General features: G+C 59.0%; 10 protein-coding genes. 4 read left to right on the forward strand and 6 right to left on the reverse strand.

Annotated elements, in window-relative coordinates; genetic code table 11:
• Nucleotides 1–99: 99 nt before the first annotated feature.
• The gene (gene aroF / locus BQ17_RS06575) at nt 100–1,098 is read left to right on the forward strand and encodes a 3-deoxy-7-phosphoheptulonate synthase (RefSeq protein WP_089725436.1); all 999 of its coding nucleotides are present in this window, start codon (nt 100–102) and stop codon (nt 1,096–1,098) included.
• Nucleotides 1,099–1,351: 253 nt separating this feature from the next.
• A complete protein-coding gene (gene der, locus BQ17_RS06580) occupies nt 1,352–2,752 on the forward strand; it encodes a ribosome biogenesis GTPase Der (protein ID WP_089725438.1) in 1,401 nt (466 codons plus the stop codon).
• Nucleotides 2,753–2,934: 182 nt separating this feature from the next.
• Here the strand turns inward: der and BQ17_RS06585 are convergent, their stop codons facing one another.
• Nucleotides 2,935–5,802, reverse strand: coding sequence for a YCF48-related protein (locus BQ17_RS06585; RefSeq protein WP_089725440.1), 2,868 nt, complete (start codon nt 5,800–5,802; stop codon nt 2,935–2,937).
• Between the two features lie 683 nt (nt 5,803–6,485).
• Between BQ17_RS06585 and BQ17_RS06590 the strand changes: the two genes are divergently transcribed.
• Nucleotides 6,486–7,499, forward strand: a complete 1,014-nt coding sequence (locus BQ17_RS06590) for an NAD-dependent epimerase (RefSeq protein WP_089725443.1) — start codon at nt 6,486–6,488, stop codon at nt 7,497–7,499.
• Nucleotides 7,500–7,596: 97 nt separating this feature from the next.
• On the opposite strand, the gene BQ17_RS06595 is transcribed toward BQ17_RS06590, so the two are convergent.
• Nucleotides 7,597–7,848 carry a Uma2 family endonuclease gene (locus BQ17_RS06595; RefSeq protein WP_439645652.1) on the reverse strand — a complete coding sequence of 84 codons (252 nt, stop codon included), beginning with the start codon at nt 7,846–7,848 and terminating at the stop codon, nt 7,597–7,599.
• A gap of 126 nt (nt 7,849–7,974) precedes the next feature.
• On the opposite strand from BQ17_RS06595, the gene panB reads away from it, so the two are divergent.
• Nucleotides 7,975–8,811, forward strand: a complete 837-nt coding sequence (panB, locus tag BQ17_RS06600; protein ID WP_089725447.1) for a 3-methyl-2-oxobutanoate hydroxymethyltransferase — start codon at nt 7,975–7,977, stop codon at nt 8,809–8,811.
• 921 nt (nt 8,812–9,732) lie between these two features.
• Here the strand turns inward: panB and BQ17_RS06605 are convergent.
• From BQ17_RS06605 to gyrA, 4 genes are all read right to left on the reverse strand, one after another.
• Nucleotides 9,733–10,179, reverse strand: a complete 447-nt coding sequence (locus BQ17_RS06605; RefSeq protein WP_089725449.1) for a hypothetical protein — start codon at nt 10,177–10,179, stop codon at nt 9,733–9,735.
• A 93-nt stretch (nt 10,180–10,272) separates the two neighbouring features.
• A complete protein-coding gene (locus BQ17_RS06610) occupies nt 10,273–10,515 on the reverse strand; it encodes a toxin-antitoxin system HicB family antitoxin (protein WP_089725451.1) in 243 nt (80 codons plus the stop codon).
• Between the two features lies 1 nt (nt 10,516).
• On the reverse strand, nt 10,517–10,993 hold the full coding sequence (locus tag BQ17_RS06615) for a putative toxin-antitoxin system toxin component, PIN family (protein ID WP_256091503.1): 477 nt from the start codon (nt 10,991–10,993) through the stop codon (nt 10,517–10,519).
• 578 nt (nt 10,994–11,571) lie between these two features.
• Nucleotides 11,572–14,154, reverse strand: coding sequence for a DNA gyrase subunit A (gene gyrA, locus BQ17_RS06620; RefSeq protein WP_089725453.1), 2,583 nt, complete (start codon nt 14,152–14,154; stop codon nt 11,572–11,574).
• Nucleotides 14,155–14,561: the final 407 nt, after the last annotated feature.

Below are 14,561 nucleotides of genomic sequence, written 5' to 3' on the forward strand. Positions count from 1 at the left end.
ACTCCGCGGCGCGGAGCTTCTGCGTTCCCACGCGGCGCGTGGGAACGAGAGAAAATCTGTTAATTGAGAACGCCCCCCTAGGACTATGGGGGAGAACTTATGATCATTCACTTTAAGAAAGAAATTGGATCGGAAAAGGCGAATCAGTATGGAGAGCAACTCGCAGCATTCATTATTGAGAAGGATGATAAGTTTGTTGCTGTAACCTCCTCCAATGTTAAAGAGATCGATTCTTCATTAGCCGCTGATTCATTGGAGAGCTTTGTTTTCGAGAACGATTTGCAATTGTCTGCAAGAAGTTATATGAACCATACTCGAGAAGTACGGATTGGTAACATAACTATTGGAGGCAAAACGAATAACACCTTGGTAATTGCAGGTCCGTGTTCCGTAGAATCTGAAGAGCAGATCCGGCAATCTTCGGCTTTCTTGAAAGAGTTGAACTTAACGACCTTACGAGGAGGATGTTATAAGCCGCGAACTTCTCCTTACAGCTTTCAAGGGTTGGGACTGGAAGGTTTGAAGTTGCTCAAAAAGATGAAAGACGAATATGGGTTGAACATCATCACTGAAGTAAGAGATGCAACTCATGTACATGAAGTGATCGAATATTCGGATGTTATTCAAATTGGTGCAAAAGCCATGTACGACCAGGGGATCTTGAGAGCTTGTGCCAAAACTCAGAAACCAGTATTGATCAAAAGAGGATTTGGTACAACATTGCAAGAATTTGCACAATGCGCAGAGTTTGTATTGTCAGGAGGAAATGATAATGTCATTTTATGTGAAAGAGGGATAAGAACCTTTGAAACGAAAACGAGATTTACCCTTGATCTGTGTGGCGTGGCATTCTTAAAACGATACACCAATCTTCCACTTGTATTGGATCCTTCCCATGCTATGGGACATGCGTACGGTGTCCCTGATCTTACCAGAGCCTGTGTAGCTATGGGAATTGATGGACTCTTGATAGAGGTGCATCCGAATCCTAAAGTTGCAAAGTCAGACGCTACACAACAGCTCGATCGCCAGGAGTTTAAGGAGCTGCTTTCAACTTTATCGCCAATAGCCGCTTCTGTAGGAAGAAAAATAGTATAGAACCCGTAGGTCGGGTCAGGCCAGGGATGGCCGCCACCCGACGGAGGTGGCTAACATACGGCGGATGGCGCAAGCTTATCCGCCCTACGCGGGCCAAGACAACCGGGGAAGAGGGTCACTCGCTCCCCATCGTGTGATGGACCCCACGACACCGATCACCCGGTCGAGGACATCGTGGCAGCTCATTTGCTCCACAACTCGTTGTTTTAGATTGCAATGATGTGGGGATACCTCAGCAACAGCTCCTAACGCCATGCTCCCCATCCTCACCCTGGTGGGCCGGCCCAATGTGGGCAAATCGACCCTGTTCAACCGCCTGACCAGGACCCGAGACGCCTTGGTGGCCGATTATGCCGGACTGACCCGAGACCGCCGCTACGGCATCGGTCGCATCGGCCCCCATCCCTATATCGTGGTCGACACCGGGGGCTTGAGCGGGGAATCCACGGGCGTGGCCGGCTCGGTAGAGCAACAGATCGCCCACGCCCTGGCGGAGGCGGATCACCTGCTGTTCCTGGTAGACGCCCGCGACGGTTGCACTGGCACCGATCTGGAGCTCGCGGGACGTCTCCGCCGCATGGGTAAAGCCATCACCCTGGTGGTCAACAAGACCGACCACGGAGACCCGGCCCTAGCCACGGCGGAATTCCACCCCATGGGCCTGGGCGAGCCGTTCGCCATCTCCGCGACCCAGGGCCGCGGTGTGAGGATGCTCATGGAGCGGGTATGGGAGGGGCTTCCCAAGACCCGGCCGGATGCAACCACCCCGACGCCCGAGAACGGCGGCACCCGAATTGCCGTCGTGGGCCGGCCCAATGTGGGCAAATCCACCCTAGTCAACCGATTGCTGGGCGAGGAACGGCTGGTGACCTGCGATGCCCCAGGTACCACCCGCGACAGTATCGAGATCCCCTTCGAGCATCAAGGCAAAGCCTACACCCTGATCGACACCGCCGGGGTACGACGGCGCGCCAAGGTCCGAGAAACGGTAGAGAAATTCAGCGTCGTCAAGACCCTCCGGGCCATCGCGCAATGCAACCTGGTTATCCTGGTCCTCGACGCCCGGCAGGGCATCGGCGAGCAGGATGCAACGCTCGCCACCCACATCCTGGACAGCGGCCGTGCCCTGGTGGTGGCGGTCAACAAGTGGGATGGGCTCAGCGACGAAGAACGCGCTCGGGTACGCGACGCCCTCGACCGGACCCTGGGGTTCCTGGATTTTGCCGCAGTCCATTACATCTCCGCCCGGCACGGCAGCGGCGTCGGTCGGTTGCCGGAGGCGACGGACCGGGCCATCGCAAACGCCACCCGCGACCTGGGCACCCCCGAGCTGACCCGCATCCTGGAAGAAGCGGTGCAGGGGCATCCACCACCGCCCGTACGCGGGCGTCGCATCAAGCTGCGCTACGCCCATCAGGGGGGACGCAACCCCCCCATCATCGTCATCCACGGCAACCAGACGGCGGCGGTACCCCACGCCTACCGGCGCTACCTCATCAATTGCTTTCGCCGTCGACTCGACCTCAGCGGAACCCCCCTGCGACTCGAATTCCGCACCGCAACCAACCCCTACGCGGGACGTCGCAACCGCCTCACCCCCGCCCAGCAACGTAAGCGCGCCCGTCTCAAGCGGTATGTAGGCCGTAGGGGATGAATCCCCCGCCCTTGGAGGGTGTCGCAAAAGCCCCTCTCCCGCCGGGAGAGGAGTTGGGGAGAGGGGGTCAAAGGGCGAGATCGGTGCCTTTTGCGACACCCTCCAAGGGCGGGGGATCAATCGGATGGGAGTCTTTTTATATAACTGTCATGTTCCAGATAATGGTATCTGAATACAGGCGCTCATCCGGAGCCGATTTTCTTCTGGCCCGTTCGGAGTATCTCCTTGACTATCTCTAGGGCCTGCTCCGTGACGATCTTCGGCGGATGACCGAAATCCACCGACGTGGGACTGAATACGTCGGCAAACTGGGACAGATCCATATCCTTACTCATGGCCTCGATGCGTGACAGGTTGGCCAGCGCCACCAGGGCATCCGCACGGGCGTTGTAGAAACCTCCAAGGCGGACATTGTAACGGTAGGAGTTCACCAGGATTTGGGCGAGGAAGAAGGCGATGACCAGGATGGCGAAACGGATGGCATTGGTGGAAAGGTGAAAGTAGAGATCCCCTTTCTTGGCCTTCGCTTCTTCGATCTTGGTGTCCCTCAGGGTCTCGATTTCCTGATTCAGGGTCTTCTTTCTCTGCGAATTGGCAGATAGCCGCTGCGTAATCTCCTTGAGCGGTCGGATGAGCCTCGGTTGTCCGACGACTTCGGGGGCAGCGTCGTTCTCCAGATACGCGACGATTTCATCGACTTTCGTCAGCGCCTCCAACTCGGCGAGTGCTTCTGGATAGACGCTGCTCTGAAGCAGGGTCCCCTTGTCACCGGCAATCCAGCCGGTGGTCCCGTCGTCCGAAAGTCCCACGGCATAGAGATGTTTGTCCGTTCCGGTTTCTACCAGCGTCCAGGTCTGACCGCCGTCGAGGGTCCGTACCAGAAGGCCGTCAAGTCCGACGATCCAGCCCGTTTTGAGATCCTCATCGAAGTGGACCGCGGTCAACGTTGCCTTAATACCGCTCTTCTGAGATTCCCACGTGTCACCGCCGTCCTTAGTGTGCAGGACCCGTCCCTCCTCGCCGACGACCCATGCGGTTTGACCATCGGCGGCGAGATGAAGACCCTTCAGATCCACGTTTGTTCCGTGTTTGAGTTCTTTCCAGTTCTGACCGCCGTCCTCGGTTCTCAAAATGACGCCCTTCTCGCCGATCACCAATCCGCTGCTCCCGTTGTCGGCCATCCGGATATCCGTAAGATCTTGCTTTACACCGGTCTCGGCCAGCGCCCAACTCCCCCCACCGTCATCGGACACGATCAGGGTCCCATTCGCGCCCACTGCCCAAATGCGCCGGCCTTCGGCATCCATATCGACTGCAAACAGAGTCGCATCGGTGAGCGACGGCGGGGCATCGGGCAAAGAGAAAGACACGTCAGCAGGATTCCAGCTCTGTCCGCCGTCGGATGTGTAGTCGATCGTCTTGTCTGACGGACGCCAGACAATGCCGCTAAGGCCGTCTTGTGCAAAGGCCATATAATTCCACCGGACGCCTTTATCGTGGACGGTTGTCCAGATCTGGCCGCCGTCAGTGGTTCGCAACAGGGTGCCTTTGTCCCCGATAATCCAGCCACGTTGTTCGTCTTGGCTGAATTGGATTCGATAGAGCCAAGCATCGGTATCTGTGGGTAGCGGCTGCCAGGTCTGGCCGCCGTCAGTGGTTCGCAACAGGGTGCCTTTGGTCCCGATAATCCAGCCATGTTGTTCGTCTTGGCTGAATTGGATTCGATAGAGCCTAGCATCGGTACCTGTGGGCAGCGGTTGCCAGGTCTGGCCGCCGTCAGTGGTTCGCAACAGGGTGCCTTTGGCCCCGACAATCCAGCCACGTTGTTCGTCTTGGCTGAACCAGATCTGATAGAGTAAAGCTTCAGTTTCTGTCGGCAACGGCTGCCAGGTCTGGCCGCCGTCAGTGGTTCGCAACAGGGTGCCTTTGTCTCCGACGACCCAGGCGCTTCGACCGTCCTTACCGAAGTGGACCGAGTAGAGAGAAGCATCAGATCCGGTATCCATGCGCTGCCAGGTTGCGCCGCTGTCATTGCTTCCTAGAAGGACGCTTTTTTCTAGTACGCGTTTTCCTGGTATGGTCCACCCAGAGATCATTCCCCGCCGACCGTCCGGGCTGAATTTGATCCTGTAAAGGTCCGTGTCGGTACCTGTATCTTGCTGCTGCCAGATCTGGCCGCCGTCGGTAGTTATCAACAGCGTACCATTCGACCCGACAATCCAGCCGCGCTGGCCTTCGGGATCGAAATGGAGATCGGTTAAAAGAGCACCAGTTGCCGTAGGGACACGCTGGAAGCGCTTACCCGGATCCTTGCTCGACAGCAGGCCCTTGTCTGCCAGGACCCAGAAACGCCCGCCACTCCAGATCGGAGATTTACGGAAGTTGATACGGAATGCAGGGTCGGCACCATGGGTTTGGGTCCAGGCGCCGCCCCTGGCTCGCCTGACAAGGACCGTGCCCAAACGCCCCACGGCTGCGGCAACGACGCCTTGCCGGCCTTTCCCATGGGCCACGTCATTGAGCGCCAGGTCCGTGGTCCCATACGGGGAGTCCCAGTCCTCCGGCATCCACCGGGAGGTGTCTTGCTCCCAGCGTAGGATGGTGCCGTCGCGTCCAACCAGCCAACCTTCCGCACCATTCGGGGAAATGGTCAGTGCATTGAAGCGAACTCGGGGCTCGACATTCCGGACCGTCCAGGCAGCACCGCGTCCCCGGAGCCTGTCTCGGAATTTTTCGACCTCGGAGTCGGCTTCTTTCCGGAGCGAACCCGAGTCCTCGTCGAGCGCCTTGATCTCTTTCTGCTTCGTCTCGATATATTGCGCGCGCGCCTCCCTCGCTTGGCTCAGGTCGTAGCTGACGAGCTTGGGGGCCGAGATGACACCGTAAACCGCGGCCCCGAGCACGCCGAAGATCAGCACTAAGAAGCCAATCGAAAGAATTTGCAGGGTTCGCGCACGCTTGTTCAGCCGCTCGACGAGATAGCGGATCCGATTGGGGAGATCCTTGGCGACTGTCCCCGAAAGAAGGGATTGTGCTGCGTCGACGGACACGATTTACCACCAGGAGAAGATCAGGCAAATCCGATTCTATGGACAATCGGGTCAACAGGATAATACAGGAACCCTTTGTTTTAGGTGCTGCTGACATCGAATGGGCATCCGGCAGGGGTGCCCCGACATAAGCTATCTCTGGCTCCCACGCTCCAGAGACTGGGAAAGAATTCGCCCGCGCATCCGCGCCCTGGGTTTCTGCGCATCGGAAGCGCAGAAATCGTGCCCAGGTGCTCGATCGGCGGCGTTTGGCCGCTCCTCGGGCTCCAGGACCAGGGTCGAGCCCGCGTAGGGCGGATAAGCTTGCGCCATCCGCCGTATGCCAGTCCCATCTGTCGGGTGGCGGCCAGGCTCCCTCCTGCGTCGGGACGGGGCCTGGTCTGACCCGACCTACAGGCCGCCATCCGGCGGGTGACGGCGCGCCCACCGCCGCGGCAATTGCGGCGCTTGGTACACGCGCCTGACCCGCCCTACGGGCTCGGCAAAGGTTTCCGGCGCACAAGATTTCTCCCTGCGGTCGAAATGACAACCAGCAAAATTAGATAGAATGATCCACTAGCCCCAAACGATCTTTGTCACATTACACGGCAAGCCCCTGAATTTATAAGGAACCTGTGAGCATGTTGAAATCAATAAAATCAATGAGTTAACCTGAATGTGATAGAATAGACCTGAGAAGCATCATGAAGATCCTGGTAACCGGCAGCGCCGGGTTCATCGGTTCCGCACTCTCGCTGCGACTCCTGGCACGCGGCGACGAAGTCATCGGAATCGATAGCCTCAATGACTACTACGACGTGAGGCTGAAGCAGGCCCGGCTCGCGCGCACCCTCGAATACGACCGCTACCGGGATCTACGCATCGACATCCACGACCGGGCCGCCGTCGCCCAAGCCTTCGCCCGGCATCAACCCCAAGGGGTCATCAACCTCGCCGCCCAGGCCGGGGTCCGTTACTCCATCGAAAACCCCATGGCCTACGTGGACACTAACCTGACCGGCTTTGCCAACATCCTGGAGGGCTGCCGCCACCAGGGGGTCGAGCACCTGGTGTACGCCTCGAGCAGCTCGGTCTATGGTGCCAATACCGACCTACCCTTTTCGGTCCATCACAACGTGGACCACCCGCTGAGCCTGTATGCCGCCAGCAAAAAGGCCAACGAGCTGATGGCCCACACCTACAGCCACCTGTACCGACTGCCCACCACCGGGCTGCGCTTCTTCACTGTCTATGGTCCCTGGGGCCGGCCGGACATGGCCTTGTTCAAGTTCACCCGCGCCATCCTTGCGGGCGAGCCGATCTCGGTCTTCAACTATGGTAAGCACCGGCGGGATTTCACCTATATCGACGACATCGTGGAAGGCGTGATCCAGGTCTTAGACCGCATCCCGGAGCCCGATCCCGCCTGGACCGGGGAACATCCGGATGCGGCCACCAGCTTGGCCCCCTACCGGCTCTACAACATCGGCAACCAGCAGCCGGTGGAGCTCATGGACTACATCCAAGTGCTCGAACGCTGCCTCGGGATAACGGCGGAGAAAACGCTGTTGCCCCTGCAGCCGGGAGATGTACCCGATACCTACGCGGACGTCGCCGAGCTGGTCCGGGACACGGGCTATCGGCCCAACACACCGGTGGCGGTCGGCGTGTCCCGTTTTGTCGACTGGTATCGTGCGTATTACGGGGACGGGGAATAGACCCGAGGGTCACGGCCGCGGGGGACCTTTGCGTCTTGGTGGTTCTAACGATTTCGCACTGCCGGCGCCCTGGCGCCATTCCCCGTTTCTCGCCCTGTTAGGCGCCCAGGATATAGGACAGGTCCAACTCGATGCCGTCGAACGGCGGAATACGCGCGCGGCTTTGTCCCGAGACCGTTGCGATAACCCGATAGCTGTCGCCTTCGATCCGGTGGGCGATCAGTACCCGGTCTTCGGGCCAAATCAGCCAGTAAAAAGGGACCCGGTGGCGCTGCAGCAGTAGGAACAGCTGCAAGGTATCCTTGCGCTCATGGCCGGGAGAGACGATCTCGCAGACCCAATCCGGCACTATTCTGCCGAATGCCGGCGATTGGAGGCTGGCGGCGACTCGACGCGGCGTTGCATATCGCTTCGTCGGTGGTTAGGCATTTTGTATATCATCTCTGCTGCCGACAGCAATTTGAGGAATCGAGCTATGGGTGCTCCCGGTGCAAGCTACGGACCGACTAGGGACGAGCGCAAGAAGGTCACGGCGATGGATATTCTATCCCGCAAGCGGGGTGAGAAGATCGTTTCGGTTACGGCCTACGACTACCCTACGGCGAAGCTGGTGGACAGCGCCGGTATCGATATCGTCCTGGTCGGCGATAGCCTTGGGATGGTGGTGCTGGGATACCCGGATACGACGCGGGTAACCATGGACGACATGGTGCACCACACCGCCGCCGTTGCCCGGGCGCGGCCCAAGGCCCTGGTGGTGGCCGACCTGCCGTTCCTGGCCGCCGGCGTGTCTGTCCGGGACACCATCGGTAATGCCGGACGCCTGGTCCGCGAGGCCGGCGCCGAGGCGGTGAAGCTCGAGGGTGGAGTGCGAATCCGTGAGGAGATCCGGGCCCTCGTGGACTGCCAGATCCCGGTCATGGGGCACGTGGGCCTGACGCCTCAGAGCATCCATGCTTTTGGCGGATTCAAGGTTCAGGGGCGAACCCAGGAGGCCGCTGAACGGGTGTTGCGGGACGCGATCGCGGTCCAGGAGGGTGGGGCCTTCGCGGTGGTCCTCGAAGGCATTCCGTCACGGCTCGGGGAACGCATTACCCGCGAGCTGGATATCCCCACGATTGGTATCGGCGCCGGGCCTGGCTGCGACGGTCAGGTGCTGGTCATCCACGACATACTCCGGCTCTTCTCCGACTTCACGCCCAAGTTCGCCAAGTTCTATGCGGACGTGGGGGGCGTGACCAGCACCGCCCTGATCAACTTCCGCGAAGAGGTGCGCGACGGTCGGTTTCCTGCCGCGGAGCACTGTTACTGAGAAGGGGTAGCTTGGAAACTTGGTGGTGGTAAATTTTTAAGTGGTAGCGTGGGGGAGTTTAGCGACCGCTCCCGGTTTCTTTTTGGATCCCCTCTCCCCGGCCCCTTGGCTGCGCTCGGGGCAAGCGCTCTCCCGGCGGGAGGGTGTCGTAACAGATGACGCCCGACGCGGTTTTTCTCGTTCCCACGCGGCGCGTGGGAACGTGGAAGCTCCGCGCCGCGGAGCGCATCAGGCCGGTGTCCACCATTGCGTATACAGGGAATTAAACCCGCCGGCTGTCCGGCATTATCTGGTGCGGCCCAGAAGGCGTCCGCTCTGACCGTTGCCGACAGCTGGTCATTGGCTCCGTAAGCCGTCTGAAAGACGGCGGTCCCAGCGTCCCCGCAACCGATGACATCTTGTCGGCCCCTGGGATCGCCGACATCTTGTCGGCTCTTCTGGTTACCGGGTAGATCCTGGATGCCGAGTTGCCGCTCCAACTGGTCATCAGTCAGGCATAGTTTTCTCGTTAACTGGTCATCAGTCATGCTTAGTTTTCTCGTTCCCATGCGCTGCGTGGGAACGCGGAAGCTCCGCGCCGCGGAGAGAAACAGACCGGTGTCCACCATTGCGTATACAGGGAATTAAACCCGCCGGCTGTCCGGCATTATCTGGTGCGGTCCGAGAAGGCGTCTACCCTGCTCCAATCACTCTGATTTCCCTGAGCTATCTCCTGGTTGTTCCGATCCACCGTCAGAACCCGACCCGGAACCACCACCATCTCCACTCTGTGCCGTCGGCACAGGTTCAGGCACTCGCTCGATGGGTGGGATGTTTGCACTGCATGGCTCTATGACAATATCACGGCGAATCGTAGGGGTGTTTGCGTTCTCTCCTTCGTCTTTCTTACTCATAATCTCACCTCTGAATCTGATGTTGAGCTTACAGTATATTGAGTATCACAAAAGCCATGATTGCTACTATTGCTATTCCAAATGATAATCCTGAGATGTAATTCAAATACCTGTTTACATTTTCAAAAGTATTTTTTCTCTCGAACGCGTCTTCATTGCCGTCAATGTAATAATCCGCAGCATTTTTCAACTGAACGGAAAGCGCCTTGTTACCGACCGGAAAGGCCGCTAATGATGTGATAATGCTTACAAGAAGAAGTACCCATCCGGTTATTATAAGCCACGTGTAATCAGATGTTTTAAGTGGAATTATAGAGTGTATCGCTGTCAGGGAGAATCCTAGGGTAGCAGAAGAAAGCGTAAGGAGAGCCTTGTCGTAATTTTCGGTATTCGAGAGATCACGCTTGTGTATTTTATCACGATAACGAGCATACATTTCTCCGCGTTGCTCGTCACCGGTCCCTTGTCGCTTCATCGTTCCCGACCTTCCCAGCCTTGGCTTGTTGCAGTGCTAAATCGCGCCCTTCCGGCTCTCGTTTTGGCATTCGATCGATGCGGTTCGCTATGCTCACCGCGTCCTGCACTCCCGGCACGGACGTAATGAGTTGTCCAGCTTATCCAGAACTGCCAGGCCCTTTTCAATAGAGCCTTTTGCAACTATCGCGCGAAACCGCGTTTCGGCATCGAATTCAGCAATTGCTTGGGTCGAGAGTTCTTCCATGAGTTTGTTAATGCTGATGTGCTTGTGTTTCGCCAATGCCTTTAATCGCATATGCTTGTCATCAGGCAATCGCACGGTCAAGGTTGCCATATCATTCTCCTGTGAGAATTTCTTCAGGGGTTATTATCCGTATTCCCGGGAAGTTCAGTTCTGCATTTCTGAAGTCCCGCACATTGTTCGTGACAATCCATTGCGCATTTCCCGCCACAGCAAGCTCCAGCAGGCAGTTGTCGGCTTCGTCCGGCAGATTCGGGCGCCACAAGTAGTAAATCGGCACCCATTCGCAAACCGAGCAAAATGCCTCAAGCAAATCCAATACGTCTTGTTTCGGTACAGGGCATCGATCTAAGACAGCTTTCCTCATCGACACCGCTTCGTATTCGGAGAACAAGGCATTTCCCAATAACGGTTGGTATTGACCCAAAAGGCATCGTCGCAGAATTTCCCGGTTTGGCCCTTCGTGGCCGATCAGAGCTGCCGTGAAAACGCTGGTATCAACAACAATTCGAGCTACCATGGCCCGAATGATGGCACATATGCCATCAGATGCAAGATATAACAAGATCATCAAACCGTCCGTCGGGCAGCGCTGTCGGGTTCTGCCGGCTGCCCCTTGTGAGTGGCATTAGGCGAGCGATTTCCTATGCTCAATACGCTCACAATTTCTTGTGTTCTCCCCGCCCGCATCGAAAACGGCTTGCTGTGCGCTTCTGCGGCTCGACGATTCTGCCCCTGCCGGAAGCCGGCGACCGGTAGCTGGAAGTCAATGCCATTAAGTTAAATTTCGCGCTCGTCTCTACGCTCGGCGTAGGAGCAAGTGCGACAGTGCTTGGATTCTTCGAGTTGCCGTCCCTGGACGACTAGGTTCCGGGGTCCTACCCGGAACGACAGTGGAGTGGGTGCCCGGTATTCCATTCCCAGGCTCCCGCGTTATGGTAGTCACCAAGCCTGTCACTCCAGCTTGGATGCCGGAATCCAGTTATCAGGGATGGCAGGTGGGAGGGCTTGCAACCTTCAATACAACCCCCAGATTCCATGCTCTCTGGGTCTCTGTGGTTCAACAGTAGGCCAGAGATGCGGAGACTATTCGTGGTTCACCCCACCCCGGCCAAGCCACGAGGTTTCCTTTCAATAGGCACAGCTACACTAACCCTCGGAAGTCTCCCCTTCCCCGCCATTGCTGTCGCCATTAGCATCCCCATTGAGCCCCAAGATGCGCTCCACCCCGGCGAGTCGCTCGCCCCCGGCCAGGCTGATGAGCTTCACGCCCTGGGTGTTACGGCCCAGCACCGGGACCCCTTCCACCAGGGTGCGGACCAGGGTGCCGCCTTCGGTGATCAGCATGATCTCGTCTTCCGGGAGCACCAGAACGGCGCCGATCTGGTCCCCGTTGCGCTCGGAGGTGCTGATGGAGACCACACCCTTGGTGCCCCGTCCCTTGGTCGGGAAATCTTCGCTCGCGGTCCGCTTGCCGTAGCCCTTCTCCGTAACGGTCAGCACGGTCCCCGGCTCCGCCACCAGCATGGAGATCACCCGCTGTCCGGGTTCCAGCGTAATCCCACGCACACCGTGGGCGGTGCGGCCCATGGATCTGACCGCGCGCTCCTTGAACCGTACCGCCTTACCCGCCGAGGTGAACAACATGATGTCCCGTTCGCCGTCGGTAACGGCCACGCCTACCAGGTACTCGTCCTGTCGCAGATCGATGGCGATGATGCCGCGTGACAAGGGGCGCGAAAAGTCCTCGAGCGGCGTCTTCTTCACGGTGCCGACACTGGTGGCCATGAAGACGAAATAGCCTTCCTCGTACTCGCGGATGGGCAGTACGGCACTGATGCGTTCGCCCTGCTCCAGCGACGGCAGCAGATTGACCATGGGCCGTCCGCGCGCGGCGCGCCCGGCCTGGGGCAGCTCGTAAACCTTCAGCCAGTAAACCTTCCCGCGACTGGAAAAGCACAGCACGGTGTCGTGGGAATTGGCGACGAAGAGCTTGTCGATAAAGTCTTCGTCCTTGGTGGTGGCGGCGGACCGACCCTTGCCCCCCCGCCGCTGGGCCTGGTATTGGCTCACCGGCTGCGCCTTGGCATACCCCGCATGGGACAGGGTGACCACTACGTCCTCCGGGGCGATCAGGTCCTCCAGGGTGAGATCCAGGTGATCGGTGAGGATCTCGGTCCGGCGCGCGTCCCCGTACTGGTCGCGGATGGCCTCCAGCTCCGCGCGGATGACCTGCATCAGGTGTTCAGGGTCGGATAGGATATCGAGTAGATCGGCGATCTTGTTCAGAATCTCCTCGAACTCGCCGATGATCTTGTCCTGCTCCAGACCCGTGAGGCGATGCAGACGCAGGTCCAGGATGGCCTGGGCCTGGGCCTCGCTCAGGCGGTAACCATCCGCGCTCAGACCCAGGCCCTGGGCCAGATCGTCCGGCTTGGTCCGGTCGGCACCGGCCCGCTCCAGCATGGCGGACACGGCCCCCGGCCGCCACACGCGCGCCAGCAGTCCCGCCTTGGCCTCCTCCGGGTTGCCGGAGGCCCGGATGAGCGCGATGACCGCGTCGATGTTAGCCAGCGCCACCGCCAGCCCTTCCAGCACATGGGCGCGCCTCCGGGCCTTGCGCAGCTCGAACAGGGTCCGCCTGACCACCACCTCCCGGCGGTGACGCAGGAAATACTCCAGCATCTGCTTGAGGTTGAGCAGCCGCGGCTGGCCGTCCACCAGGGCCACCATGTTGATGCCGAAGACCGTTTGCAGCTGGGTGTGCTGGTAGAGGTTGTTGAGCACCACGTCCGGGTAGTGGTCGCGCTTGAGCTCGATGACCACGCGCATGCCGTCCTTGTCGGATTCGTCGCGCAGTTCGGCGATGCCCTCCAGCTTCTTTTCCTTCACCAGCTCTCCCATGCGCTCCAGCATGCGGGCCTTGTTCACCTGGTAGGGAAGCTCGGTGATGATGATGGCCTCGCGGCCGCTCCGCTTCTCGGTCTCGGTGTGGGTGCGGGCGCGCAGATGGATGCGCCCGCGACCCGTGCGGTAGGCGGAGCGGATGCCCCGCGTCCCGTTGATGATGCCGGCGGTGGGGAAATCCGGTCCGGGGACATGCTCGATGAGCGCATCGACGCCCAGCTCCGGGTCGTCGATAATGGCCAGACAGGCGTTGACGATCTCGGTGAGATTATGCGGCGGGATGTTGGTCGCCATGCCCACCGCGATCCCCGCCGATCCGTTGACCAACAGGTTCGGGAAGCGGGCCGGCAGGACGGTCGGTTCCTGTTCGGAACCGTCGTAGTTGGGGATGAAGTCGACCGTCTCCTTGTCTAGGTCATCGAGCAGGGTGTGGGCGATGCGCGCCATGCGTATCTCGGTGTAACGCATGGCCGCCGGGGCATCCCCGTCCACCGAGCCGAAGTTGCCCTGCCCGTCCACCAGCAGGTAGCGCATGGAGAAATGCTGGGCCATGCGCACGATGGTGTCATAGACCGCCGTGTCACCATGGGGGTGGTACTTACCGATGACATCGCCCACCACGCGCGCGGACTTTTTGTAGGGTTTGTTCCAGTCGTTGCTCAGCTCGCTCATGGCATAGAGCACCCGGCGGTGGACCGGCTTGAGGCCGTCGCGCACGTCCGGCAGGGCCCTGCCGACGATCACGCTCATGGCGTAATCGAGGTAGGACTTGCGCATCTCGTCTTCCAGATTGACGGGCAGAACTTCTTTGGCGAACTCCGGCATGGATGTGGGAAACCGAGGTGAGGGGCCGATTTACTAAGAAGATCGAAAGTAATGCCAGGTTCGCTCCCTCGCCTCCCTTAAGGTAGGGTGTCGCAAAAGGCACCGATCTTTCGCCCTTTGACCCCCTCTCCCCAAGCCTCCTCACTGCGCTCGGCGCGGGCTCTCTCCCGGCGGGAGACGAGCTTTTACGACACCCTCCTTAAGGAGAGAGAGTTAGAGCAGGTTGGGGTGAGGGGGGACCAATGGCTTTGGTTTCGATACGGTTAGTAAAATTGGCCTATTGTGTTGATTGGGAAAAGGAAAAATTATACCACGCAGCCGGTTCCGACCGCAGATATGATCACGCGGAGCGGTGCCCATGGCGACTCAGCCCGTAGGTTGGACAAAGCAAGCATCCATCAAACTGA

Source organism: Candidatus Thiosymbion oneisti, assembly GCF_900092655.1.
In the GTDB taxonomy this organism is placed as follows: Bacteria; Pseudomonadota; Gammaproteobacteria; order Chromatiales; family Chromatiaceae; genus Thiosymbion; species Thiosymbion oneisti.

Coding starts and splice junctions, on each gene's coding strand:
- aroF (WP_089725436.1), top strand. CDS start 100: ATGATCATTCACTTTAAGAAAGAAATTGGATCGGAAAAGGCGAATCAG.
- der (WP_089725438.1), top strand. CDS start 1,352: ATGCTCCCCATCCTCACCCTGGTGGGCCGGCCCAATGTGGGCAAATCG.
- BQ17_RS06590 (WP_089725443.1), top strand. CDS start 6,486: ATGAAGATCCTGGTAACCGGCAGCGCCGGGTTCATCGGTTCCGCACTC.
- panB (WP_089725447.1), top strand. CDS start 7,975: ATGGGTGCTCCCGGTGCAAGCTACGGACCGACTAGGGACGAGCGCAAG.
- BQ17_RS06605 (WP_089725449.1), bottom strand. CDS start 10,179: ATGAAGCGACAAGGGACCGGTGACGAGCAACGCGGAGAAATGTATGCT.
- BQ17_RS06610 (WP_089725451.1), bottom strand. CDS start 10,515: ATGGCAACCTTGACCGTGCGATTGCCTGATGACAAGCATATGCGATTA.
- BQ17_RS06615 (WP_256091503.1), bottom strand. CDS start 10,993: ATGATCTTGTTATATCTTGCATCTGATGGCATATGTGCCATCATTCGG.
- gyrA (WP_089725453.1), bottom strand. CDS start 14,154: ATGCCGGAGTTCGCCAAAGAAGTTCTGCCCGTCAATCTGGAAGACGAG.